General features: G+C 70.5%; 23 protein-coding genes. 7 read left to right on the forward strand and 16 right to left on the reverse strand.

The window, feature by feature from the left end; translation table 11 throughout:
* Positions 1-211: 211 nt before the first annotated feature.
* The 8 genes from NI17_RS18205 to NI17_RS18240 form a co-directional block, all read right to left on the reverse strand.
* Entirely contained in the window at positions 212-2,605 is a 2,394-nt protein-coding gene (locus NI17_RS18205; protein ID WP_119268078.1) for an ATP-binding cassette domain-containing protein, read from the reverse strand.
* Between the two features lie 155 nt (positions 2,606-2,760).
* Positions 2,761-3,213: a pyridoxamine 5'-phosphate oxidase family protein gene (locus tag NI17_RS18210; protein WP_068691076.1), complete on the reverse strand. Its 453-nt coding sequence runs from the start codon at positions 3,211-3,213 to the stop codon at positions 2,761-2,763.
* A gap of 115 nt (positions 3,214-3,328) precedes the next feature.
* A complete protein-coding gene (locus NI17_RS18215; protein WP_068691339.1) occupies positions 3,329-3,736 on the reverse strand; it encodes a VOC family protein in 408 nt (135 codons plus the stop codon).
* A 5-nt stretch (positions 3,737-3,741) separates the two neighbouring features.
* Positions 3,742-4,191, reverse strand: a complete 450-nt coding sequence (locus tag NI17_RS18220; RefSeq protein WP_068691337.1) for a helix-turn-helix transcriptional regulator — start codon at positions 4,189-4,191, stop codon at positions 3,742-3,744.
* Positions 4,192-4,416: 225 nt separating this feature from the next.
* Entirely contained in the window at positions 4,417-4,956 is a 540-nt protein-coding gene (locus NI17_RS18225; RefSeq protein ID WP_068691078.1) for a DUF421 domain-containing protein, read from the reverse strand.
* Between the two features lie 98 nt (positions 4,957-5,054).
* A complete protein-coding gene (locus NI17_RS18230) occupies positions 5,055-5,786 on the reverse strand; it encodes a hypothetical protein (protein ID WP_211329485.1) in 732 nt (243 codons plus the stop codon).
* 544 nt (positions 5,787-6,330) lie between these two features.
* Positions 6,331-6,663 carry a histone-like nucleoid-structuring protein Lsr2 gene (locus tag NI17_RS18235; RefSeq protein WP_068691083.1) on the reverse strand — a complete coding sequence of 111 codons (333 nt, stop codon included), beginning with the start codon at positions 6,661-6,663 and terminating at the stop codon, positions 6,331-6,333.
* Positions 6,664-7,642: 979 nt separating this feature from the next.
* Complete coding sequence (locus NI17_RS18240; RefSeq protein ID WP_199860032.1) at positions 7,643-8,191, reverse strand: hypothetical protein; 549 nt, start codon at positions 8,189-8,191, stop codon at positions 7,643-7,645.
* 737 nt (positions 8,192-8,928) lie between these two features.
* Between NI17_RS18240 and NI17_RS18245 the strand changes: the two genes are divergently transcribed.
* The gene (locus tag NI17_RS18245; RefSeq protein WP_234401905.1) at positions 8,929-10,119 is read left to right on the forward strand and encodes a serine hydrolase domain-containing protein; all 1,191 of its coding nucleotides are present in this window, start codon (positions 8,929-8,931) and stop codon (positions 10,117-10,119) included.
* An 18-nt stretch (positions 10,120-10,137) separates the two neighbouring features.
* On the opposite strand, the gene NI17_RS18250 is transcribed toward NI17_RS18245, so the two are convergent.
* Positions 10,138-10,608, reverse strand: coding sequence for a DUF4442 domain-containing protein (locus NI17_RS18250; RefSeq protein WP_084012588.1), 471 nt, complete (start codon positions 10,606-10,608; stop codon positions 10,138-10,140).
* Positions 10,609-11,362: 754 nt separating this feature from the next.
* Here NI17_RS18250 and NI17_RS18255 point away from each other — a divergent pair.
* Both NI17_RS18255 and NI17_RS18260 read left to right on the forward strand, forming a co-directional pair.
* Positions 11,363-11,932, forward strand: a complete 570-nt coding sequence (locus NI17_RS18255; RefSeq protein ID WP_068691087.1) for a hypothetical protein — start codon at positions 11,363-11,365, stop codon at positions 11,930-11,932.
* Between the two features lie 64 nt (positions 11,933-11,996).
* Positions 11,997-12,638, forward strand: coding sequence for a maleylpyruvate isomerase N-terminal domain-containing protein (locus NI17_RS18260; RefSeq protein ID WP_068691089.1), 642 nt, complete (start codon positions 11,997-11,999; stop codon positions 12,636-12,638).
* Between the two features lie 19 nt (positions 12,639-12,657).
* Here NI17_RS18260 and NI17_RS18265 read toward each other — a convergent pair whose 3' ends face one another.
* Positions 12,658-14,073, reverse strand: a complete 1,416-nt coding sequence (locus NI17_RS18265) for a PepSY-associated TM helix domain-containing protein (RefSeq protein ID WP_068691091.1) — start codon at positions 14,071-14,073, stop codon at positions 12,658-12,660.
* Between the two features lie 233 nt (positions 14,074-14,306).
* On the opposite strand from NI17_RS18265, the gene NI17_RS18270 reads away from it, so the two are divergent.
* Positions 14,307-14,978, forward strand: coding sequence for a pyridoxine/pyridoxamine 5'-phosphate oxidase (locus NI17_RS18270; RefSeq protein WP_068691345.1), 672 nt, complete (start codon positions 14,307-14,309; stop codon positions 14,976-14,978).
* Positions 14,979-15,013: 35 nt separating this feature from the next.
* Here NI17_RS18270 and NI17_RS18275 read toward each other — a convergent pair whose 3' ends face one another.
* On the reverse strand, positions 15,014-15,787 hold the full coding sequence (locus tag NI17_RS18275) for a hypothetical protein (RefSeq protein WP_068691093.1): 774 nt from the start codon (positions 15,785-15,787) through the stop codon (positions 15,014-15,016).
* Positions 15,788-16,071: 284 nt separating this feature from the next.
* Between NI17_RS18275 and NI17_RS18280 the strand changes: the two genes are divergently transcribed.
* Positions 16,072-16,635, forward strand: a complete 564-nt coding sequence (locus NI17_RS18280; protein ID WP_068691095.1) for a nitrobindin family protein — start codon at positions 16,072-16,074, stop codon at positions 16,633-16,635.
* A 319-nt stretch (positions 16,636-16,954) separates the two neighbouring features.
* On the forward strand, positions 16,955-17,986 hold the full coding sequence (gene ygfZ / locus NI17_RS18285; protein ID WP_068691097.1) for a CAF17-like 4Fe-4S cluster assembly/insertion protein YgfZ: 1,032 nt from the start codon (positions 16,955-16,957) through the stop codon (positions 17,984-17,986).
* A 13-nt stretch (positions 17,987-17,999) separates the two neighbouring features.
* Here the strand turns inward: ygfZ and NI17_RS18290 are convergent, their stop codons facing one another.
* Positions 18,000-18,776: a hypothetical protein gene (locus NI17_RS18290; protein ID WP_234401906.1), complete on the reverse strand. Its 777-nt coding sequence runs from the start codon at positions 18,774-18,776 to the stop codon at positions 18,000-18,002.
* An 82-nt stretch (positions 18,777-18,858) separates the two neighbouring features.
* Here NI17_RS18290 and NI17_RS18295 point away from each other — a divergent pair, with 82 nt between their 5' ends.
* Positions 18,859-19,734, forward strand: coding sequence for an HhH-GPD family protein (locus NI17_RS18295; protein WP_068691101.1), 876 nt, complete (start codon positions 18,859-18,861; stop codon positions 19,732-19,734).
* Between the two features lie 24 nt (positions 19,735-19,758).
* On the opposite strand, the gene NI17_RS18300 is transcribed toward NI17_RS18295, so the two are convergent.
* From NI17_RS18300 to NI17_RS18315, 4 genes are all read right to left on the reverse strand, one after another.
* On the reverse strand, positions 19,759-20,535 hold the full coding sequence (locus NI17_RS18300; protein WP_234401907.1) for a DUF3105 domain-containing protein: 777 nt from the start codon (positions 20,533-20,535) through the stop codon (positions 19,759-19,761).
* 183 nt (positions 20,536-20,718) lie between these two features.
* Complete coding sequence (locus NI17_RS18305) at positions 20,719-23,217, reverse strand: ATP-dependent Clp protease ATP-binding subunit (RefSeq protein WP_119268025.1); 2,499 nt, start codon at positions 23,215-23,217, stop codon at positions 20,719-20,721.
* 445 nt (positions 23,218-23,662) lie between these two features.
* A complete protein-coding gene (locus NI17_RS18310; protein WP_068691108.1) occupies positions 23,663-23,995 on the reverse strand; it encodes a histone-like nucleoid-structuring protein Lsr2 in 333 nt (110 codons plus the stop codon).
* Between the two features lie 223 nt (positions 23,996-24,218).
* Positions 24,219-24,464, reverse strand: coding sequence for a hypothetical protein (locus tag NI17_RS18315; RefSeq protein WP_068691110.1), 246 nt, complete (start codon positions 24,462-24,464; stop codon positions 24,219-24,221).
* Positions 24,465-24,976: the final 512 nt, after the last annotated feature.

Raw genomic sequence — 24,976 nt, forward strand, 5'->3', positions numbered from 1 at the left:
CCATCTGGTCGGTATCCGCGTCGGGGGTGCTTCCGTGCGGGCGTTCCGGGCACCGCCGCGAGAAATACGACAGGCCGCTCGAGCAAGCACGGGCGACCGGGTCGGAAGCAGGCGACACACCGCGATGCGGCGAACGTGTCCACCGCGGTCCGGGTGGGACGGGTCGCGACAGCGGAGACAACCCGTCCCACCGTGTCCGCGAGGGCCTCGGTCAGGTGCCGACGTAGGCCGCGAGGTGCTCGCCGGTGAGGGTGGAGCGGGCGGCGACGAGGTCGGCGGGGGTGCCCTCGAAGACGATCCGGCCGCCGTCGTGGCCGGCGCCGGGGCCGAGATCGATGATCCAGTCGGCGTGCGCCATGACCGCCTGGTGGTGCTCGATGACGATGACCGACTTGCCGGAGTCGACGAGCCGGTCGAGCAGGCCGAGCAACTGTTCGACGTCGGCGAGGTGGAGGCCGGTGGTCGGCTCGTCGAGGACGTAGACGCCGCCCTTGTCTGCCATGTGGGTGGCCAGCTTGAGCCGCTGCCGCTCGCCGCCGGACAGCGTGGTGAGCGGCTGGCCGAGGCTGAGGTAGCCGAGCCCGACGTCGGCGAGCCGGTTGAGGATGGCGTGCGCGGCCGGCGTGCGCGCCTCGCCGGCGCCGAAGAACTCCCCGGCCTCGGTCACCGACATCGCGAGCACCTCGCTGATGTCGCGGCCGCCGAGGCGGTAGTCCAGGACCGCCGCCTGGAACCGCTTCCCCTCGCACTCCTCGCAGGTGGTGGCGACACCGGCCATCATCGCCAGGTCGGTGTAGATGACGCCGGCGCCGTTGCAGTTGGGGCAGGCGCCCTCGGAGTTGGGGCTGAACAGTGCCGGTTTCACGCCGTTGGCCTTCGCGAACGCCTTGCGGATCGGGTCGAGCAGTCCGGTGTACGTTGCCGGGTTGCTCCGCCGCGAGCCCTTGATCGCACCCTGGTCGACCGACACCACGCCCGCGCCGGCGGGGACTGACCCGTGCACCAGAGAGCTCTTGCCCGAGCCCGCGACACCGGTGACGACGACAAGCACCCCGAGCGGGATGTCGACGTCGACGTCGCGCAGGTTGTGCGTGTTCGCGCCGCGGATCTCCAGCGTGCCGGTGGGCTTGCGCACCGTGTCCTTGAGGGCGGCCCGGTCGTCGAGATGGCGGCCGGTGAGGGTGCCGCTGGCCCGCAGCTCCTCGACGGGGCCCTCGAAGCAGACGGTGCCGCCCGCCGTACCGGCGCCTGGGCCGAGGTCGACGACGTGGTCGGCGATCGCGATCGTCTCCGGCTTGTGCTCCACCACGAGCACCGTGTTTCCCTTGTCCCGCAGCCGCAGCAGCAGGTTGTTCATCCGCTGGATGTCATGGGGGTGCAGGCCCGCGGTGGGCTCGTCGAAGACGTAGGTGACGTCGGTGAGCGCCGAGCCGAGGTGGCGGATCATCTTGACGCGCTGCGCCTCGCCGCCCGACAGCGTGCCCGCCGGCCGGTCGAGCGAGAGGTAGCCCAGCCCGATCTCCACGAACGAGTCGAGGGTCTGCCGCAGCGTGGTGAGCAGCGGCGCCACCGACGGCTCGCCGAGGTCGCGGACCCATTCCGCCAGGTCGCTGACCTGCATCGCGCAGGCATCGGCGATGCTGATCCCCTTGATCTTCGACGACCGGGCCGCCTCGTTGAGCCGGGTGCCGTCGCACTCGGGGCAGGCGGTGAAGGTGACGGCCCGGTCCACGAACGCCCGGATGTGCGGTTGCAGCGCCTCCCTGTCCTTGGACAGGAACGACTTCTGGATCCGCGGGATCAGCCCCTCGTAGGTCAGGTTGGTGCGGTCGATCTTCACCTTGGTCGGCTCGCGGTACAGGAGGTCGTCCAGCTCCTTCCTGGTGTAGTCCCGGATCGGCTTGTCCGGGTCGAAGAAGCCCGACTCCGCGAAGAGACGCACATACCAGCCGTCGGCGTTGTAGCCGGGGATGGTGAACGGCCCCTCGTTGAGCGACTTGCTGTCGTCGTAGAGCTGGGTCAGGTCGATGTCGGTCACGCTGCCCGTGCCCTCGCAGCGCGGGCACATTCCGCCGAGGAGGGTGTACGTCGCTTTCTTGGTCTTGCCCTTGCCGGCGCCGCGCTCGACGGTGATCGCACCGCTCGCCCGGACCGAGGCGACGTTGAAGGAGAACGCCTGGGGCGAGCCGATGTGCGGCTGACCGAGTCGGCTGAAGAGGATGCGCAGCATCGCGTTGGCGTCGGTGGCGGTGCCGACCGTGGAGCGGACGTTGGCGCCCATCCGCTCCTGGTCGACGATGATCGCGGTGGTCAGCCCGTCCAGTACGTCGACCTCCGGCCGCGCCAGCGTGGGCATGAAGCCCTGCACGAAGGCGCTGTAGGTCTCGTTGATCAGCCGCTGCGACTCCGCGGCGATCGTGCCGAACACCAGCGAGCTCTTACCCGAGCCGGAGACGCCGGTGAACACCGTCAGCCTGCGCTTCGGGATCTCGACACTGACGCCCTTGAGGTTGTTCTCGCGCGCGCCCTGCACGCGGATCAGATCGTGGCTGTCGGCAACGTGCGGCGTAGACGGCCGCGTGTCCGTCCTCGTGGCCATGCTCATCGTGTCTCCATCTGTCGCGCGGGGCCGCCTGTGCGGTCTCCGTCAGGTGTCGCCTGGCTCGATCCAACCAGTCCCCGGGGACACTTCCGTGCTCTCGTCGGCGTGGTCGCGGCAACGGTCCGTTGTCCGCCTGGTCGGCGGTGTCGGCCGAGACGTCAGACCAGCCAGCGGCCGTCGCGCATCAGCTCGCGGCCGGGCATCTCGTTCACCTCGCGCCACGCCTGGACGCGGCGCGGGGAGACGCGGAACCAGCGGTACGGCGTGGCCAGCGCACGCGGGTCGAAGCCGGTGCGCGCGGCGAACCGGTCGCCCCGCTCCCGCGGCAGCGCGTCGATCTCGAGGACCTCGACTTCGCCCTCGATCATGGACACGTCGCGGGTGTGGCCCAGCCCCAGCCGAACAGTCCGGTGGGCCGCCAGGTTCCTGCCGGTCGGGCTGTCCGTCGGCGTGGACAGCAGCAGTGTCTCGCCGTCCCAGTCGAAGGACAGCGGCACCAGGTACGGCGCACCGTCCGCCGAGGCACTGGCCACCCAGACATCGATGTCACGGGTGAGCCGGTGCTCGGTGTCGCGGCGGCGCTGAGCGCGGGAGCGGGGGGCGGCACTCATCGGTCCTGAATCAGCTCGGGGACATTGCCGTCGGGGCCGGTGACGGTGTCCGTCAGGCCGCCGGCGTCGCGCGCGGGCTCCTCCACGGTGCCGTCTGTACGGTCCACGGGGCGGCTCAGCGCAGCTCCTGGATGCGGACCAGGTTGCCCGCGGGATCGCGGAAGGCGCAGTCGCGGACGCCGTACGGCTGCTCGGTCGGCTCCTGGACGACCTCGGCGCTGGCCTGCAGCTTCTCGAAGGTGCCGTCGAGGTCGGGGGTGGCAAACAGGATGATGGCGTAGGTGCCCTTGGCCATCATCTCGGTGATGGTGCGGCGCTCGTCCTCGGTGATGCCGGGGTCGGCGAACGGCGGGTGCAGGACGATGGACGTGCCGGGCTGGCCGACGGGGCCGACCGTGATCCAGCGCATCCCGCCGTATCCGACGTCGTTGCGGACCTCGAAGCCGAGGGTGTCGCGGTAGAAGGCCAGGGAGGCGTCCGGGTCGTTGTGCGGGAGGAAACTCGCGTGAATGGTGATGTCCATGGCAGTCACGCTAGGCGCGGCCCGGGGGTCGGCGCTTCTCGATTCCTGATCGGTCTGGTCGCCTGTTTCGCCACGCAGGACGGTATCCCCGCTGTCGCGTGCGCCGCCTGGCGCCGGTAGACGCTGGGCGGCACCCCGACCAGCTCGGTGAAGCGGCTGCTGAAGGTGCCCAGCGACGAGCAGCCGACCGCGAAGCAGACCTCGGTGACGCTGAGGTCGCCGCGGCGCAGCAGCGCCATCGCCCGCTCGATGCGCCGCGTCATCAGGTAGGCGTACGGCGACTCGCCGTAGGCGAGTCGGAACTGGCGGCTGAGGTGCCCGGCCGACATGTGCTCCCCGCGGGCGAGCGCCTCGACATCCAGCGGCTGCGCGTACTCCCGGTCGATCCGATCGCGGACGCGGCGCAGTCGCGCGAGGTCGCGCAGGCGCTGCGCCGCGGCGGGTCTGCTGGTCACCTGCGTGATCGTGCCATGTCCCACCGGAGTGTTCAAGTCCGTTGACGTGGTGTATCCGGGGTGATCCTGCGGCTGGACCAGGCCGTCCCGTCCGCGGGGCGGCCGTGTCCGCTCCATGGTGGCTTCCGGGTTCCGTACTTCCCCGACACCACGCGGCGTCCGTCGGTACGCGGCGGCACCGCGAGTAGCCCGCGCGTTCCCGGCGGGGAGGAACCGTGGCCGGGGTCACGCGTCGGGTCCGCCGATCCGGTGCCCGTCCCGCACGTCCCCGAAGAGGTCGCGGTCGGGCTGCCCCGGCCCGTGCAGCACGCTGATGTCGCCGGTCGTCTCCAACACGACCGCGCGGACCGACTCCATGTCCCTGACGTTGGCGCTGCGCAGCTTCGACACGATGTCGTCCCGGGTGACGCGCGCCTTCCTCATGTTCTCCCGGAGCATCGTTCCGTCGACCATGAGCAGCAGGGGCGTGTTGTCGACGGCGCTCTTGAAGGGGGAGAAGCGGCGCAGCAGGGCGACGGCGACCTGCGTCAGGTACAGCACGGCCAGCGCGGTCATCCCCTCCACCAGGGAGACCTGGGCCACCGCGACGGTCGCCATGAGCGAGCCGACGGCGACGGTCATGGCGAAGTCGAAGCTCGACATCGTGGAGAAGCTGCGCAGCCCGGCGATACGCGTGTAGGTGATGACGGTGACGAAGATTCCGATCGTGGACACGAGCACGAGCAGCAGTTGGCTGCCCGGAACCAGGAGCAGGCTGTCTAGCATGCCGCTGCCCCTACCCGTCTCCTCCGGAGAAACGCCGCCGGGTGCCGGATCGGTGCCCTGCCGGGCAGGGGCTTCTGCGTGGAATGCCTTCGGGGCGTTCAGTCCGGTCCGGGGCCGGGCGGACGGGCCGGTGAGTCTGCCGGGGCGGTCCTCGGCGCGTCGTCCGCATTGTCCTGGTTGAGGAAGAAGGCGCCGAACGCCGCGGCGAGGGAGGCGAAGACGACCACCGAGTACACGGCGAGCAGCACCTCCAGGACCTGGGCGAAACCGTCGTCGGCGGTCAGCGGTTCCCCGTTGACGGTGGCGAGCGCCGCGTCGTGCAGTGCGGTGCCGTAGTCGGTGTAGGAGCCCGTGAGGTACAGCAGCTGACTGGAACTCAGCAGCACGATTCCGGTCACCGCGGCCAGCCAGGCGATGCGCCCGGACAGCAGCCGCCCGGCCGAACGGGAGCCCCGCACCGCCGCCGACACCACCCCGCCGAGCCGTGCCGTCCGCAGTAGCGTGAGGGCGCGGGCGAACCGCAGGAACGGCAGGACGAGGAAGAGGACCTGCCACCAGTTGCGTGCCCAGAAGCGGCGCCGGTCAGGTGCGAGGTAGGCGCGCAGGGCGAACTCCGCGACGAAGACCAGCCACAGCAGCCAGCCCAGCCACGTCAGCACGGTGACTATCAGGGGTTCGGTGGCCAGCGCCTGACCGAGGACGACGAGCACGAACACCAGTCCCAGCGCCCCCATCGGCCTGTCCAGTCGACGGGCCAGGGCCTCGGCGCCCTCCGAATCGCGCCACGTCCGCAGAGACCGCTGCTGTTCCTGTTCGGTGGAGGTACTCACGGACGCCCCACTACCCGCCCCACGACCGACCACCGGCCTCCCCGCCTCCACCGCAGGCGGGGAGGCCGCCCGCCGCGGTCCCCGCGTTCTCCCGCTCCTCGGGGAGACCGTGTGCGCCGGAACGGGCCTCCGGGAACCGCCCTCACGGTGCCCGCGGAATCGACGGGGTGCTGCGCGTCGGCCTCGGTTCGGCGGCCAACGGGCTGTCCCCGCGCATCCTGGGCGCCTTGCGCACCCGGTGTCCCGGCCGCGCGCTGATGGTGGTGGGGACGCACTTCGCCGATCCGCCCGGGCCGTTGCGCCGAGGCGGATCGGTGAGCGGTCGGCCCCGACAGCCCCCCGGAAGACCGGTCGGGAATGGCCGGAACCGCGCTCGGGAAGAGCTGGACAGGCGCACCGGCCTCACGCGCCGAGGACGCTTCCCCCCGTCACGGAAGAAACGGAGCGGTTCCGCGGCCGGTGCGAACCACCTGAAATAAACCACAAAACAGCAGTAAAGGGGACGGAGTATTCCGCCCCCTTCGCCTCGGGTAAGATGTACCGCTCACCCGTGGGCCGCCTCGTATTCCTCCACGATGGACTTCGGGATACGACCGCGTTCACTGATCGACTTGCCCTGTTCCTGCGCCCACGCCCGGATCTGCGCGCTCCTCTCGCGGCTGAGCACGGTCCGCTGCTTGCCCCGGGACGCGCCGCGCCTGGTCGGAATCCTGCGGGCGGCTTCGACGAACGGGGCGAGTTCCTCACGCAACCGCTTGGCGTTGGGACTGCTGAGGTCGATCTCGTAGGAAGTGCCGTCGAGTGCGAACGAGACCGTCTCCTCGGCCTCACCGCCGTCGAGATCGTCAACGAGAAGCACCTGAACTTTCTGCGCCATGAATCTCTCCTGAGGGAACCGGAAAACAATTGGCCGCACCGGCCGATACTCCCCCTTCATCCCCCAGGGGTGGGGATCAAACATGGGAGGAGAATCGTCGGCCCTCCAGCACCTGGAACAACATAATTGTCGCCTGTTTTCCGTGCCCGCTCACACCCGCCGAAGGTGCCTGACGGACGGAAACGTCGTTTGCCGACCGTGGCCGGTGGCCGGAACGGTCCGGGAGTCCCGCCCCGGCCACCGCACTCCGCCGGGCTCAGTGGCCGCGGTCGGTCCGCTCCTGGGGGCGGGGCGCTCCTCGCCGATGGTGGCCACGAACCTCGTGTGCCCTCGGCTCCACTTTCTGTGGACGGAGCGGTCAGGTGCAGCGGCGCGTGCCGCGTCTGCCGCCAAGGCGCGGTGTGCCGCCGGAGAATCCGTGACCTCGTAGCACTGGGACGGTGGACGACGGGCCGTCCCTCCGCTCCGTGCCGAACCGGTCGAAGCCAGCGGTCCGCGAACGTCCCGTACTCCGCACGGACGACGCGGGTCCGCCCGTGTGGACCGCGGTCGGCCGCGCGGCGGAACATCGTGAGATGTTCCTGCCCTTCGGAATCGCTGCTCCGGCTACGTCGACGAATGCCGTTCTCATCAGAACCGCGGCCAGGACTCCACCCGGTCGTCCGGGGGAAGGACAGCCCCGGGGCGGCCCGCGGGCGGGTGGAGGGACCGCCGGGGCGTCGGTGCGGGCGGGAACGGCCGCCGGGCCGCTCAGCCGCAGGAACTGAGGATCAGCAACAGCAGAAGCGTCCCGCCGATCGAGACCGCGAGCGAGAGCAGACAGCCGAGTCGGCTGCTGAAGAAAACGAACATGGCTTCCCCCGGTTCCTCGGTATCCGGCCGCTGCCCTGTCAGGAGCACCCCAACCGTCGCCGGGCGTCAGGACTCGCGCGGCGGGACGGCGGCCGGACGGGCGGTCCCGCCGCCGTCCCCGCCTTCCTCAGGAATTGCGTTCGACGACCTTCAGATAGGGCCGAACCAGCAGGGAGGGATCGGGGTCGTCCACCGGAGGGGCGTCCGACCGGTCGGGCCGCGCGACGGCGTGCGACCCGGATCTGCGGTGGCGTCCCCGGTAGTCGGATTCCGGTCGCCCCGCCGGACGAACGCGCCCGGCCTCCTGGGGGGTGTCTCCGTGGACCGCGATCCACTGACGCACCGCCGAGGCGAGCTGGCGCTCCACCGCTGCCGTGACCTGCGCGCCGTTGTCCCCTCCCACCTTGCCGGGACGGTGGTGGGGGGGAACGGGAGGCTGCGAGTCGCGCTTCCGGTCGTACCCGGGACGTTCCGGCGCGGGGGGCCGCCGCAGGGGCTTGGTGTGCTGCCGACGCGGCGGTCGGGTGTCCGTGCCCGTCCGGAACGGCGGCGGTCGGAATTCGAGAACGACCTGGCGCGTCCGTTCCGCCGCGTTGTCCAACAACTGCCACGCCCTCGCGAGGAATCTTTCCGGTTCGGGCTTCCGGTGCCGGGGATGATCGGTACTCTCTGCCATGTCTCCACCTGGTTGAGCAGGTCGGGGTCCGCGCCCCGGAGGTGTTGCCGCACCTGCCGGGGTCCTGTGCCGCTCCAGGCGTATTCGTCTGGTCCTGTCACGGCCGGGGGAGAAGGCTCCGAAGGGGGAGCCGCGGTAACGCCTGCCCCGGAAACCGGAAAACGAACTTCGGGTATGTCGCGAATTGGTCTCGGATGGTTCGCTCCTCCCGGCCGCGGCACTCCCGGGTCGGCCCTGACCTCTCCCATCACGGACGGCGTCCCTGCGTCGGGTGCTTCGGAAACGGGACGGCCGAGGTCTGCGTGGACAGTCGGATATCCGGCCGCCGACAGCGGGTCAGCGGCGCGCGGGGCACAAAAGCGCCGAGGTGCCGACCGTCCGGAGAATCCGGAGTCCGGAAACCAGATCGAGGTTTGATGGCCGGATTCCGCGGCGGACACGGTTCCGCCGCCACTCCCGGCGAGGTCGAGGCATTCCACCGAACCCTCCAGAAGCGGGCCACCACCGGCTGCCGGTGTCCGGTCGAGGCGCCCCCGGCGCCGAGCCCAGGCGCCGCCAACCCGTGGCGGCCCGCCCCGGACGGCCGGGGGGGGAATGCCCCACCCCTCCCCGGGGTCTCCGGAAAGAACCCCCGCGCCCACCGCAGAAGCGAACACTCACACCTCGAAGAGGTGCCTGTCCTCAGCGGAATGTAACGTGGGCGACCTGCAGTTGGCGTTCACGACGAGGAGCAGCCCGTGGGAACCGGTGGATTCTCCCCTTCCCGACTCGACCGCATGCACGAGGCCATGGCCGCCCATGTCGCACGGGGGGAGCTTCCCGGTCTGGTGACTCTGGTGCACCGCCGGGGTGAGACGCACGTCGACGCGATCGGCACGATGGCGGTCGGGGGCGGGACTCCGATGCGCCGCGACACGATCTTCCGCATCGCGTCGATGACCAAGCCGGTCCTCGCCGTGGCCGCGATGGTCCTGGTGGAGGAGTGCCGTCTGCGGTTGGACGACCCGGTGGACCCCCTCCTGCCCGAACTGGCCCACCGCAGGGTCCTGCGGCGGGTCGACGGGCCGCTGGAGGACACCGTTCCCGCGAGGCGGCCGATCACCCTGCGCGACCTGCTGACCTTCCGGTGCGGTTTCGGGCTGGTGCTCGACCCGCAGGACTGCCCGATCCAGCGGGCGGTGCACGAGGCCGGGATCGCGGCCGGACCGGACCCCTTCCCGCACTCCCCCGACGAGTTCATGCGGCGGCTGGGAGAGTTGCCGCTCGTCTGCCAGCCCGGCGAGCGGTGGCTGTACCACACCGGTTTCGACGTTCTGGGGGTGCTGGTCGAGCGTGCCGTCGACCGGCCTCTGGAGTCCTTCCTGCGGGAGCGGATCTTCGAGCCACTGGGCATGCGCGACACCGGTTTCCACCTGCCGTCGGAGAAGTCCGACCGGCTGCCGCCCCTGTACCTGACCGATCCGCGCACCGGCGCGCCCGTGGTCGCGCGGAGTCCCCACGACTGGAGCCGCCCGCCCGCCTTCGCGTCGGGTGGCGCCGGACTCCTCTCCACCGCCGGCGACTACCTGGCGTTCCTGCGGATGCTGCTGAACGGGGGCCGCCACGGCGGCGAGCGTGTGCTGTCCCGCCGTTCGGTGGAGTTGATGACCACCAACCACCTCACCCCGGAGCAGCGGGCGGGCGCGGGAGAGATCCTGGACGACAACGCCGGGTGGGGGTTCGGGGTCACCGTCACCCTCACCCGCGACCGACTGGAGGCGACTCCGGGGCGGTTCGGCTGGGAGGGCGGTCGGGGCACGGCCGCCTACGCCGACCCCGCGGAGGACATGGTGGGCGTCCTGCTGACCCAACTGGGCATGGACTCTCCCCACTCCCCGAAGGTCTTCTCCGACTTCTGGACCTCGGCCTACCAGGCGATCGACGACTGAGCGGCCGACAGGCCCGGCTCAGGCGTCCGCCCGCTTCCTGCGGCGGACGTAGACCTGTCGGCGCACCCTCGCCACCAACCGACCGTCGGCGTCGACGATGGTCGTGTCGTACCACTTCAGGAACTTGTCGCCGTTCTTCGTCGCGGCGCGGATCTGCTCGGCCTCCTCGGGCGGCAGTGTCATCGTGGAGGTGAGTGTGCCGCGCCCGGGAGACACGAACTCAATCTCGGCGGCCTTGTCCCAGACGATGTAACCGCGTCCCAACTGGTGGAGTGCCAGGAGCGCGAAGAACGGATCGGTCATCGCCGACAGCGAGCCGCCGAACGCGGTTCCGAAGGCGTTGCGGTTGAGCACCCCCAGTTTCAGACGGACCGTGGCGCTGCTCCAGTCGTCGGCGATGTGGACCACCCTGATGCCCGCGCACCGAAAGGTGGGCCACAGGTTCATCAGCCGCCGCAGGCGTGCCGGAGTCGCGGTCATCAGAGCCATCGCGACTGTGTCCTCTCTGGGGCGTCCGCTCTCCGTCTGGCGGGTCGGCGGTTGCCCGTCCGGGAACCGAGCAGTTCTCCCGGAATCCTATTCGGGCTTCGGAGGAGCGGGGGAAACGGATTCCGGCCTCGGGTGCGGTTCCCGGCAGGGCGGATCGCGGTGCGGGGCGTCCCCCGGACCGCGACCGGTGGCGCCGCCGGAGACTCCGTGGGCCTCGCCCGAAGTTCTGGGGCCGTCTCGGTGCCGCGCCGCGGTGCCAGGAGGCTTTTTCGGCTGTTACAGCCATGCGGAAAACACCAAAGAGGCGAACCGTAACAGGTTCCGCCTTCCCGCTTCTTGCCCTGGGACATCATCCGCCGGTCCGCCCTCCGCCCACAGTTCGCGAACGACACGGAACGCTCCGGAACACGGCCGGACCGGCTGGAGCACGGTCGGACGCCGATGCGCACAAACGTCGGCGCTCTCCCGTTGGACCGGGAGGTCCCCCTGTCCTCCGGCGGACGTCCGGAGCGGACACAGCGGGCTCATTCCCCGTGCTGGGGATTGCACCGTACGACCGTTCCGGTAACTTCTCTTCCACGGTTCATGGATTTGTGAAGGGATTCACCGTTTTTTTCTCCCACGGCGACGGCCCGTCCTTTCCGGGCCGTGTCCTGGCAGGCGGCCCGTTCACGTTCGCTTTTCGAGGGAGTGGTGGCTCCGTGATCGTTTGCCCCAGTACCAGCGAGTCCGCCGGAGTCCGGGAGGTGCGGGCATGACCTCTGACATTCTCAACCCCAGCGGTCCGAACTCCTCGATGCGCAGGCCCGCGCCACCGACCGTCTACCGGATCGCTCCCGACGCCCACCCGCGGCGGGTGCGCCGCGGCCCCGACGGGGTGCTCTACGGCGAGGTGCCGCTGGTCCCCGACACGGACGGCGAGACCGGCCGTCACGACCGGGACGGCCGGCAGCAGGGGAAGCCGGACCGGCCCCCGAGACTCAGGGCCGTGCCCGACCTGGACGGCCACGACAACCGGCCCGACCCCATGGCCGCCACCACTCCAGCGGAGTTCGTGGCGGCCATGCGTCTCTTCCGCCGCTGGGCGGGCAGTCCCTCCTACCGCCAGATGCAGCAGAACTGCGGTGGTCGGTGCTCGGCGACCTCGTTCCACACCGCGCTGAGTCAGAAGCGGCTGCCCAAGCTCCCCCTCGTCGAGGCGTTCATCACCGCGTGCGGTGGAGACGACGCGGAGTACCGCCGCTGGGCCACCGCCTGGCGCAGACTGGAACTGGGAGTCGGGGAGGAACCCGACCGGACCCCGCCGCGGCGTCCCGCCTCCTGACCGGGGCGGCGCGCCCGGCCCGCCGGGGCCTGGGCCCAGTACACCACCAGGAAGAGGACACGACATGACACAGCCACACGAGACGTTCCTGCCCCGGGTGAGGGCGTCCCAGGACGCGCTCGTCACCGATCTCTCCCGGTTCCGCGCCGACGACGCGTGGGCACGGAAGGACTCCCTGCTGCCGGGGTGGAGCCGCGGCCACGTCCTGACCCATCTGGCCCGGCAGGCCGACGCCGTGTCGACCATGCTGGAGCGGGCGCTGGCCGGTGAACTGGTCGCCCAGTACCCGGGCGGCGAGGAGCAGCGCTCCGGCGACATCGAGCGGGGCGCGCACCGCCCGGTGGAGGTGCTGCTCGACGACGTGGCCACGGCGTCGCGGCGACTGGTCACCGCGGCCGAGGCGTTTCCCGCCGACCGCTGGGACGACGACCTGCTGTTCCGTTCCGGTCCGAGGCCCGCGTACCAGGCGCTGGTGGCCCGGTGGCGCGAGGTCGAGATCCACCGGGTGGATCTGGGCTACGGCTACCGTCCCGAGGACTGGCCCGAGGAGTTCGTGGCCTTCGTGCTCCCCCTGGAACTGGACCGCCTGCCCCAGCGCGCCCCGGGCGTCGCCGTGCCCGAGGGGCACGGCGACGCCGCGGTGCTCGCCTGGCTGCTGGGCCGCTCCGACGACCCGGCCCTGCCGGAGCTGCCGCCGTGGCTGTGACCCCGGGGCCCTCCCGGGCTCAGGTGCTCCTCGCGACGAACAGGTCGACGACGAGGAAGCCCGCCAGGGAGACCGCCCAGACCGGCATCAGCCACCCCAGGCCGACGGCCGCCGCGACGACGGCGATCTTCGCCCACAGCGGCAGGCGGCGCCAGGTTCCCCTGGGGAACGGCCGCCCCATGGCGAACCCCTCGCGCGCGGTGGGGCGGCGCTGCCACCACATGCGGTACCCCCACGCCACCAGGGTCAGGAGCGCCAGCACCAGAACGGTCAGCGCCAACTGGTTGGGCAGCCCGAACAGCAGCCCCATGTGCGCGGCGATCCCCCAGGTGGTGAGCTTGGCCATGAGGGGGTAGTCGGCGAAGCGCAGGGTCTCGACCACCTCGCCCGTCATGGGGTCGACCAGGGCCGAGTCCTGCTGGACCGGCCACTCCCGGCCGGTCTCGGCGACCTTGTAGGCCTGGGTCTCCGAGACCGGGTAGGTCACCTCGACCGGTCCGTCGATCCCCGCCTCGCGCGCCTCGCCCACCACCTGGTCCACGCCCACGGCGAGGTGGTGGTGTTCGTGTCCGCCCGCGGCGGCCTCCCCGCTCTCGCCGTGGTGCCCCTCCTCGAAGATCTCCGCGCTCAACGAGGGGGTCTGCCAGCCCATCGCCCGGCGGATGTCGCCGATGTGCTGTCCGGCGTAGGCGGACCAGGTCAGCCCGGTGGCCGAGAACGCGAGCACCCCCAGCAGCACCCACACGCCAACGGACCCGTGCCAGGACATCGTCCGGCGCCGCCCGGCGGCGCCCTTCTCGGGGAGCAGGACGCGGCGCACCCGGGCTCCGGCGCGGCCGCGCCCCACCCACAGGACGACCCCGCCCAGCGCCACCACCCACAGCCAACTGGCGGCCAGTTCGCTGTAGAGGCGCCCGACGTCGCCCAGGTGCAGGTGGCGGTGGAGCATACTGATCCAGGTGCGCACCGGAAGCGCGCCGCTGGAGCCGTAGACCTCCAGTGTGCCGAGCACCTCGCCGGTGTAGGGGTCGACGAAGACGCCGGAGCGTACGCTTTCGGGCAGGCCGTCGACATCGAACAGGACCCGGGTGCTGTCCTCGGGACCGCCGATGCGGACCGCGCTGAGCGTCCCCTCGGGATGGGCGGCCACGGCGGCGTCGACCCGCATGCTCACCGGGATCGGCTGCCCCCGGTCCACGACGCGCAACTGGTCGGCGTACATCCACTGCTCCAGTTGCGGGGTGTAGGCGTAGAGGAGCCCGGTCACCGCCGCGACCACGACGAACGGTGCGACCAGGATTCCGGCGTAGAAGTGCAGGCGCAGGACCAGTGCCCGCAGCGGGACCCACGTCGACGTGTGGGGCGCGTTCCCGGCGTCCTCGGAGGTCGCGGTCGGTTTCGGGGAAGGACGCGGGGTGTGTTCCTGTGTGGACATACCTCTCCTCTGTGTGTGCCCCCACGGTGGACAGAACCGAATGACCCCACACGTCCTCCCAAACGCCGGCCATTCACTCTGGATTGCCATACAACTACACAAAGTAAGATAAGATACTTTCTGTTGCCCACTGGTCACCCTCCGGGCACAGAGCCGTGGTGGATCTCCTCCCACCGCGTGTCCACCGCGCAAAGAACCCGCGCCGACGGCGGGAGGCGTGAGAATCGGTGACCATGAGCGACCACACCGAACACGTCCCGCTACGCGACCGACTGCGCGCGATCCGGATGTTCGACACCGACCTGCCCGGCTTCGACCCGGCGGAGGCCCCCGACAGCCCGGTGGCGCTGTTCACGGAGTGGCTGGACCTGGCCCTGCGGTCAGGGGTCCCCGAACCGCACGTGGTGAACCTGGCCACCGCCGACGTGGCGGGCCGTCCGTCCTCGCGGTTCCTGATCCTCAAGGACGTCGACGAGGCGGGCTGGCGCTTCGCCTCCAGTTCCGCCAGCCCCAAGGGCCGCGACCTGGCCGCCAACCCCAATGCGGCGATCGCCTGCTACTGGGCGAAGCAGGGACGCCAGATCCGGGCGCGCGGGCCGGTGGTTCCCGAACCGCCGGAGCGCAGCGCCGCGGACTTCCTGGCCCGCTCCCCGGACGCGCGCGCCGAGGCCCTCGCGGGCGGGCAGAGCGAGCCGCTGGACTCCGAGAAGCGTGCCGTGGCCGTGGCCGAGGCGCGGGCCAGGATCGCCGCCGATCCCGGCACCGTGGCGCCCGACTGGACGCTCTACACGCTGCAACCCGAAAGCGTCGAGTTCTGGCAGGCCGCCCGGAACCGCGAGCACGTCCGTCTGCGCTACACCCGTGAGGGGTCCGGCCGCTGGACGCGCACCCTGCTGCGCCCCTGACCGGGCCACCGGGGCGCCGGCAAAGGTCCCGGGGCTCAGCCGCCCAGGGTCAGCAGCAGGCCCGCCACCCCCGACACGAGCGCGCCGCCGCCCAGCAGCAGGGCGCGGGCGACGGGCTGCCCGGACACGGGCGGCGGCGCCTCCTCGCCGTGCTCGATGCTGAGGCGGCCGTCGTGGGGGGCGACCACCACAGGACGGCCGCCCCGCAACTCCACCCGGCCGCGCACGACGATGGGGTCACCGGCCCGGATGGCGCGCTCCCGGTACTCGAACTCGATCGTCTCGCCCCGGAAGACCCCCGAGATGCGGCCCTTGACCCGCCCCAGCAGGTCGTCGGCCGGAGCGGGAACGCCGCGCTGCGGGCGGCTGACCACACGCTGGAGGCACAGGTTGATTCCTGTGGTGTCGGCCTCCCCCGGGTCCACCAGAATCGGCGGCTCGCCCGGCCGCCCTCCGTGGGAGCCGGTGATCGCGAACGGTTCGGGGAAGCCGTAGTCGGCGATCGAGTCGTCGCCGAGCACCTGCTGCCGCTCCCCCGTCCCCTCCGTGGTGCGCCAGGTGGCGTAGTGCCGCACCACCTCGTGCCCGTGCCAGACGCACTCGACTCCGGCCAGTCGGGACTCCACGACCCCTCCCGGTCCCGCCGCCGCCAGACCGTGCAGGGTGACCTCGCTGCCGGCCAGGGCGGCGAACGCCCTGGGGCGGAGTTCGGCGAGCGCACGCTGGTGCGACCAGCGTCGGAGGGCGAGAAAGCCCAATGGTGCCAGAATCGCCGCGCCGACAAGGAGGGCAATTCCGATCACCAGCATGGAAGACGCCTCTTCTCCGTTGTCACTCGCCGCAGGCTACCCATGGTCGCGTGTTCCTCGTCCGTTCCTTACTTCTTTACCAGGGTCTGTCACGGGATCGGGCCACAGCGGTGTCGCCCGGGAACGACTCCAGTGATACCCGAAACGGACGACGCCTGCGCGAATGACGGATGGACGTTGCCGGAGAAGACAACAAAGACCGTGGTGGGAAGGGTGATGTCCGGATCCGTTCGGAACCTCGGCGGGTACGGAAGGGTGCTCCGACGCCGCTAGTCTCGGACACTATGCAGCCTGAGATTCATCCGGAACTGGCGAAACTGTCATTCCTCCTGGGCCGGTGGGAGGGGGTCGGCGTCGCGGGCTATCCCGGCGTCGAGGGATTCCAGTTCGGTCAGGAGATCGAGTTCACCCACGACGGCCATCCCTACCTGAACTACCGGAGCAGGGTCTGGCGGATCAACGCGGACGGCTCACTGGGGGAACCGGTGACCTCGGAGTCGGGGTACTGGCGGGTCCGTCTGGGCGGCGACGCCGAGGCGGAGGAGGGGGGTTCCGCCGAGCAGAAGGACGACGAGCAGCCTCCGGTGCACCTTGAGGTGCTGATCTCCCACCCCGAGGGGTTCAGCGAGGTCTACCTCGGCACGATCTTCGCGTACCGCGTGGAGATGCGCACCGACGTCGTGATGCGCACGGAGACGGGACTCCCGGTCGCCGCGAGCCACCGGCTGTACGGGCTGTTCGGCGACAACCACGAGACCCTGGGATACGCCTGGGACCTGGCGGCCGACGGCCACGAACTCCAGTCGTACATGTCCGCTCAACTCAAGCGGGTGGCTCCGAAGTCGTGAGGCGGGACGTCCCCGGACATGGGCGGACCCTCGGGCATCTTGTCCGGCTCGCGCCGGGGCCGGTCGGACAAGGCCGGCCACCCGAGGGTCCGGGTGTCCACCGTGGATTCGCCAGGGCGATCCGATCGTGGTCGCCCTAGCGGACGAACACCTCGCGTGTCCGCAAAGAAATCACTTTCGGACCACCTCCTTTCTCGCGTGCCTTCGACGTTACGCGGACAGGAGTGATCAGGGCAAATACTTTTTTCCGACTGCCTTCGCCGAGGAGAGGGGGAGGACGTCCGGCCCGCCGCGGCCGGGGGGACGTAGGCTCACAGACATGACTTCGCCGCTGCTCAAGCGTCCCGGCGCGGTGGCCGCCGAGACTCCCGACACCGACATCGCCGCCCACTACGGGGAGCCCGTCCAGGAGCAACGCGCCCTGGAACGCGGCTCGGGCTGGATCGACCGGAGCAACCGGGGTGTTGTCCGCGTCTCCGGTCCCGACCGGCTGGGGTGGCTGAACGACCTCACCAGCCAGCTCCTCAGGGACCTGGCTCCCGGAACCGCCACCGAGTCCCTGGTGATGGACGCCAACGGACGTCTGCTGCACCACCTGTCCGTCGTGGACGACGGCACCGCGCTGTGGGCGCACGTGGAACCGGGAACCGCCGCCGGACTCACCGCCTTCCTGGACTCCATGCGGTTCATGCTGCGGGTGGAGGTGGCCGACCTCAGTGACGAGCGCGCGGTCGTGACCGTCGCGGGTCCCGAGCGCTCCGCCGTCCTGGACGCGGTCCGCGACACCCTGCCGCCGGGGACTCCGCTGCGCCCCGCCGTGGACGAGACCGACCTCTTCCTTCCCGTCACGGCGTTGGAGACCGTCACCGAGGCGCTGACCGCCGCCGGTGCCCGTCCCGCGGGGCTGTGGGCCTACGAGGCGCGCCGGATCGCCGCGCACCGTCCCCGCCTCGGCCTGGACACCGACCACCGCGCGATCGCGCACGAGACGGGCTGGATCGGCTCCGCCGTGCACCTGGAGAAGGGCTGCTACCCCGGCCAGGAGACGGTGGCGCGGGTGCACAACCTGGGCCGTCCGCCGCGCCGCCTGGTGATGCTGCACCTGGACGGCACCGCCGAACGGCTGCCCGAGCGCGGTGCGGCCATCGAACTCGACGGCCGCACCGTGGGCACTGTCGGCTCCTCCGCCCGCCACTTCGAACTGGGCCCCATCGCCCTGGGACTGGTCAAGCGGACCGTCCCGGTGGACGCCGAGTTCGTCGTGGACGGCATCGCCGCCGGTCAGGAAGTGGTGGTCAGCCCCGACACCGGCGCCAACGCGCAGATCTCGCTGCGGCGACGCCCCAACTGAGCGCCGGGCCGCGTCAGTGGAGCCGGAACACCTGGGACCCGGAGGTCTCGTAGTCGCTGTACACCTTGGCCACGTAGGTGCCGGGGCGGGCGTGGACGACGTCGTCGCGGCAGTCCCGCCAGGAGCGGGTGCGGTCCCAGGTGATCTCGACGTCGTGGGGGACGCCCCGGCGCAGCTCCACCGGCTCGGCGGTCCGGTTCTCCACACAGTCGAGGCTGGACCAGATGCGGTCGTCGCCGGAGGTGATGCGCAGCTCCAGGGTCTTCGTGCCCACCTCGGCCGTACAGGTCTTCGTGCCGGTGTTGACCAGGGTGAGGGTGAAGGCGGGATGGACGCCCGCGGCGTAGTCGTCCCTGTCCGACTCGACGGTCACGACCACGTCCCCGGGGCGGCAGGGGGCCGCGGTGGGCCGGGAGCCGCCGCCCCCGGCGGAGCCGCTCCCGCCCCCGCCGGAGCCACCCGCGACGGCGCCCCCGGCGGCTCCACCGGCGGAGCCGCCGTCCCCGCCGTCCCCGTCGCCCCCGGCGCCGTCGCCGGCGCCGTCCTCGTCGTCACCCCCGGCAGCGTCCTCGTCGTCGGAACCGGCGTCGGCCGAGGGAGAGGCTGGAATACTGGGATCCACCGGCCCCTCGCCGGGGGAGTCCGGCTCGGCGGTGGAATCGGTGCTCGTCGGGTCGGACGCGTCGTCCTCGTCGGCGAAGGGCCGGAACGCGAGCACGATCACCGTCAGCACCGCGAGTAGCCCCACCAACAGGAAGACACGTCGCCGCCAGTACGTCGCTCTGCTCACCGGTCCCGAAGCCATGGGCGTAAGTATCCCGGCTTCCGGAGTTTTACACCTACCCGACCCGCCGCTGGACTTCTGATTGCCTATGACCGCAAACCCCTACCGCACAGCCGTTCTCGCCTGGTATGACGTCAACGCCCGGGACCTTCCCTGGCGGGCCGACGACGCGACCCCGTGGGGCGTTCTGGTGAGCGAGGTGATGCTCCAGCAGACACCGGTGGCCCGCGTGCTCCCGGCCTGGGAGGCGTGGCTGGAACGCTGGCCCGTCCCCGCCGCCCTGGCGGCCGAGCCCGCCGGTGAGGCGGTGCGGATGTGGGGCCGGCTCGGCTACCCGCGCCGCGCGCTGCGGTTGCACGCCTGCGCCGCGACCATCGTGCAGCGGCACGGCGGTGAGGTGCCGAGCTCGCACGCCGACCTGCTGGCCCTGCCCGGTGTGGGGGCCTACACCGCGGCGGCGGTGGCCAGTTTCGCGTTCGGGCAGCGGCACGCCGTACTGGACACCAACGTGCGGCGGGTCCTGGAGCGGGTGGTGAACGGCCGGGAGTATCCGCCCAAGGCCCCCACCGGGGCCGAGTACCGGCTCGCCGAGTCGCTGCTGCCGGAGGAGCCCGCGGTCGCGGCACGCTGGGGGGTCGCGGTGATGGAGTTGGGCGCTCTGGTGTGCACCGCGCGCAACCCCCGGTGCGGGGAGTGCCCGGTGGTGGACCGGTGCGCCTGGGTGCTGGCCGGAAAACCCCCGCACGACGGTCCGCCGCGGCGGGGACAGCGCTACGCGGGAACCGACCGCCAGGTGCGCGGCAGGCTGCTGGCGGTACTGCGGGAGGCTCCGGGGCCGGTGCCCAAGTCCGTGCTGGACGCGGTGTGGGACGAGGCCGCCCAGCGGGAGCGCGCCCTCGACGGCCTGGTCGCCGACGGTCTGGTCGACCCGCTGGAGACGGGCGACTACGCGCTGCCGAGCTGATCCGCCCGCGCCTGCCGCACCGGCTCAGCCGCTCGGTGCGCCCACACCTCCCGAACAGGCCGCTCCCGGCTCCGGGGTCTGCGGTCCCTGCACGTACTCGCGGAGGAAGTCCACCACCCGTCCGTCCTCGGCGTCGTCCACGGTGAGCTGCTTGCCCCAGGCGGAGAGCACCACCGGGGCGGGCAGGTCCGGAGCCGGGCTGATGATGATGTAGTCCCCCGGCGAGTACAGCGCGTGCAGGGCCGCCACCTGACCGGCGTCGAGGCCGGGGTCGTGGGTGATCCACACCGCGCCGTGCTCCAGGGAGTGCACGGCGTTCTCCGCGAGGATCTGCTCGGTGTAGATCCCGCAGTTCAGCCACGCGGAGTTGTGGTCACCGCCGACGGGCGGGTGCTGCGGGTAGTCAACCGTCCCCTCGACGTGGTTGTAGGAGGGGACCTCGAAGGTGCGCACGCCGGGGATGTCCCCCGGCTCCTCCGCCCCCTGGGCGGCTTCGGGGCGGGTTCCGGAGCCCGCCTCACCGCTGCCACCACCCGTGTTCAGGACGACGACGACCACGACCACCGCGGCGACGGCGAGGAGGAGCGCCCCGGCGGAGCAGCCGATGATCCAGCCGAGCGCTCCGGAGCCGCCCCGTCCGGTGGGGGGAGGCGTCCCCGGCTGCTGGTGGTACGGGCCCGGCGGGTACTGCCCGTGCGGTCCGGGCGCCCCCTGGTACACCGGAGGCCCCTGGGGCTGCCAGGGCTGCGGCCCGCCTCCGGGAGGCTGGGAGCCGAAGGGCTGTTGCGAAGGATGGTTCACAGGCGCAGACCCTACCGCCACGGCCCCGTCCGCCAAAGACCGATATCCGTAACCGTCCGGTCGCGCGGTCTGTCCGCCCCGCCCCGGAACGGACGGCAAGGGGAGAGGGACGGCCCTGGGACCGCCCCTCTCCCCTTGTCACTCTCTCGGTTGTGCGCCGACGCGGTGCGGGCCGCGCCGCCGTCAGCCCTGCTGCGCGCCCACCTCGGCGGTCTCAGGAACCGCCTGGGGCTTCGGCACGCCGCGGAAGGTGAACCTGGCCTCGGCGCCCTCGCCCTCGGCGTCGACGATGACGATCTGTCCGGCCTTGAGGTCGCCGTAGAGGATCTTCTCCGACAGGGCGTCCTCGACCTCGCGCTGGATCGTGCGGCGCAGCGGCCGGGCGCCCAGCACCGGGTCGTAGCCCCGCTCGGCGAGGACCTTCTTGGCGTTGGTCCGGACCTCGATGCCCATGTCGCGGTCCTTGAGCCGCTCGTCCAGCCGCGCCACCATCAGGTCGACGATGGCGAAGATCTCCTTCTCGGTCAGCTGGTGGAACACGATCGTGTCATCGACACGGTTGAGGAACTCGGGGCGGAAGTGCTGCTTGAGCTCCTCGTTGACCTTGGCCTTCATGCGGTCGTAGTTGGTCTTGGTGTCGTCGACCCGCGCGAAGCCCATGGGCTGGCCCTTGGAGATGTCCCGGGTGCCCAGGTTGGTGGTCATGATGATGATCGTGTTCTTGAAGTCGACGTTGCGGCCCTGGGCGTCGGTGAGACGTCCTTCCTCCAGAACCTGGAGCAGCGAGTTGAAGATGTCGCCGTGGGCCTTCTCGATCTCGTCGAACAGCACCACCGAGAACGGCTTGCGCCGCACCTTCTCGGTGAGCTGACCGCCCTCCTCGTAGCCGACGTAGCCGGGAGGCGAGCCGAACAGGCGGGAGACCGTGTGCTTCTCCATGAACTCGCTCATGTCGAGCTGGATCAGCGCTTCCTCGTCGCCGAACAGGAACTCCGCCAGCGTCTTGGACAGCTCGGTCTTACCCACACCGGACGGTCCGGCGAAGATGAAGGAGCCGCCGGGACGCTTGGGGTCCTTCAGGCCCGCACGGGTGCGCCGGATGGCCTGGGAGAGCGCCTTGATGGCGTCCTCCTGACCGATGACGCGCTTGTGCAGCTCCTCCTCCATGCGCAGCAGGCGGGAGGACTCCTCCTCGGTGAGCCGGAAGACCGGGATGCCGGTGGCGGTGGCCAGGACCTCGGCGATGAGCTCCTCGTCCACCTCGGCGACACTGTCCATGTCGCCGGCCTTCCACTCCTTCTCCTTCTGGGCACGCTTGGCCTGGAGCCGCTTCTCGTCGTCACGCAGCGCGGCGGCCCGCTCGAAGTCCTGGGCGTCGATCGCGGCTTCCTTGTCGCGACGCACCTTGGCGATCTTCTCGTCGAACTCACGCAGGTCCGGCGGAGCGGTCATGCGGCGGATGCGCATGCGCGAACCGGCCTCGTCGATCAGGTCGATCGCCTTGTCCGGCAGGTAGCGGTCGCTGATGTAGCGGTCGGCCAGCTGGGCGGCGGCCACCAGCGCGCCGTCGGTGATGGACACCCGGTGGTGCGCCTCGTAGCGGTCGCGCAGGCCCTTGAGGATCTCGATGGTGTGCGAGATCGTGGGCTCGTCGACCTGGATGGGCTGGAAGCGGCGCTCCAGCGCGGCGTCCTTCTCCAGGTACTTGCGGTACTCGTCCAGCGTGGTCGCGCCGATGGTCTGGAGCTCACCGCGGGCCAGCATCGGCTTGAGGATGGAGGCCGCGTCGATCGCGCCCTCAGCGGCTCCCGCGCCGACCAGCGTGTGCAGCTCGTCGATGAACAGGATGATGTCGCCCCGGGAGCGGATCTCCTTGAGGACCTTGCGCAGCCGCTCCTCGAAGTCACCCCGGTAGCGGCTGCCCGCGACCAGAGCGCCCAGGTCGAGCGTGTAGAGCTGCTTGTCCTTGAGGGTCTCGGGGATTTCGCCCTTGACGATCTTCTGGGCCAGGCCCTCGACGACCGCGGTCTTGCCGACACCGGGGTCGCCCACCAGGACCGGGTTGTTCTTGGTGCGCCGCGACAGCACCTGCATGACCCGCTCGATCTCCTTGTCGCGACCGATGACCGGGTCGAGCTTGCTCTCGCGGGCAGCCTGGGTCAGGTTCCGGCCGAACTGGTCCAGGACCAGGGAGGTGGACGGAGCGGACTCCGAGGCCGTTCCCGCGGCCTGCGGCTCCTTGCCCTGGTAGCCGTGGAGTAGCTGGATGACCTGCTGGCGCACCCGGTTGAGGTCGGCGCCCAGCTTCACCAGCACCTGGGCCGCGACGCCCTCGCCCTCGCGGATGAGGCCGAGCAGGATGTGCTCGGTACCGATGTAGTTGTGGCCGAGCTGGAGCGCCTCGCGCAGCGAGAGCTCCAGGACCTTCTTGGCACGGGGCGTGAAGGGAATGTGGCCGGACGGGGCCTGCTGCCCCTGACCGATGATCTCCTCAACCTGCTGGCGGACGGCTTCGAGGCTGATGCCGAGGCTCTCCAGAGCCTTGGCCGCGACGCCCTCGCCCTCGTGGATGAGGCCGAGCAGGATGTGCTCCGTGCCAATGTAGTTGTGGTTGAGCATCCTGGCTTCTTCCTGTGCCAGGACAACCACGCGCCGTGCGCGGTCGGTAAACCTCTCGAACATGTCTCGTCGCTCCTCACAGAGCGGTCAGGCAGGGACGGAAGTTCCGACCCTCACTTTTCCGCCTATCGGCCCCCTGAGGCGAAAGGGATCCTCCGGGGGCACTTTCGCACCCGTCTACACCGCGCCGACCGGCTTCCCGGACGGCCACACGAATACACCCACCACCGATCTCTTCACACGGTGCTATGCCAAGAGACTTTCCCCGACGATAGGGCGTTCATCCTCATCCAACTACCGATCGCCCCTCATGTGTTCCGAGTACGCCGCAAGCGAACGGCCCGTGCCTCTCCTCGACGTGAGAGAACACGGGCCGTGATGCGTGTTCGCGGGATTATTTGCTCTCAGCGAACAACGCCTCCCGGGCGCCGGGGGATGCGGACGGTCCCTGCGGAGCCTGATTCACGCCCTCAGCGGCGAGGCATGAATCCGCCGCGGCCCCCGCGGCTCAGCGCTGGGCGGCGTGGTACTCGTCCATGATCGACTGGGGGATGCGCCCCCGCTCGTTGACCTGCTTGCCCGCGGCCTTGGCCCAGGCCCTGATCTCGGCGCTGCGCTCGCGACTGGGCGTGCTGCGCTGCTTACCGCGCGTGGCGTTGCGCTTGCTCGGGGCCTTGCGGGCGGCCTCGACGAAGGGTGCGAGCGCGGCACGGAGCCTGGCCGCGTTGTCACCGCTGAGGTCGATCTCGTAGGAGGATCCGTCGATTCCGAACGAGACCGTCTCCTCGGCCTCACCCCCGTCGAGGTCGTCGACGAGAAGCACCTGAACCTTTTGTGCCATGCCAGAGTCCTTTCTCAGCAGAGAAGGGCGTTAACGATCATTGAATATAAAGCTATACCGCACACATAGGAAAGACAATTCGCACTGCCCCGAATAAAGTTACTTTCGGACGCCTGGCAAGGTAGCGGGAAAAACATTCGGGCATGGGTCGGGTCCAGGCGGCGAGAACCCGCCCGGCGGTTCATAACACAGCCGTCAGTGTGACATTCCGCGATGTCAGCGCTTAGCGGCCGTCGGTCTCTTCCTTGCTCCCGTGGACTTCGCCGGAAGCGTCCTCCGCTTCCTTTGCGTCGCCATCGGCGGCGGCTTTGCCGTCCGCCCGCTGCGGCGACGCCGATTCGACCTCCTCGACCAGTCTCCCGTCCGAAGTTCTGGGCGCCATCTCCTTACGCAGCAGGGTGTAGATGGCAACGCAGAACACTGTCGCGACAACAGCGGGAGGGATCAGTGCTGACAATACGTCCCACATCAGACGCACCCTTCTCCTGGCCGTTCCTTTATACAGCGATTGCCCCGGGCAGGGGATGTCCGGCCGGTCCCGCGGCGGGACGACTTCGACCGACAACAGGCCCAGGTCATCGCGGGCGGGCCACCGAGACGTTCCACCGGGGATCCGCGTCCTGTTTAGCCCGTCCAGGAAGCGGCTAAAGGCCCGTCGGGATCTCACTCAGCCTAAAACACCCCGCACACCGGGCCAAAAGGCAACGGCGTGTAGCCGACATGGAACTCGAACGGCCGACCCCGGGTGGACACCGCAATAAACTCGGAGACGCTTGCAAAGCGTTCCGCAACAGCCTGTCCGGACAAGACCCGCCCACCTTCTTGTCCTCATTGCACAGATTACCGCTCCCTATCGGCTCCGCCGTCCAACACGGCTTTAACGACCGCTCCACCGGGAAGTTGTGGGATCGTTGCAGGGTGACCGGACGGACCGGCGGGCCCCGGCGCGACACGCATGCGATCACCGGGACGCCCACCGCC

Source organism: Thermobifida halotolerans, assembly GCF_003574835.2.
Lineage (GTDB): Bacteria > Actinomycetota > Actinomycetes > Streptosporangiales > Streptosporangiaceae > Thermobifida > Thermobifida halotolerans.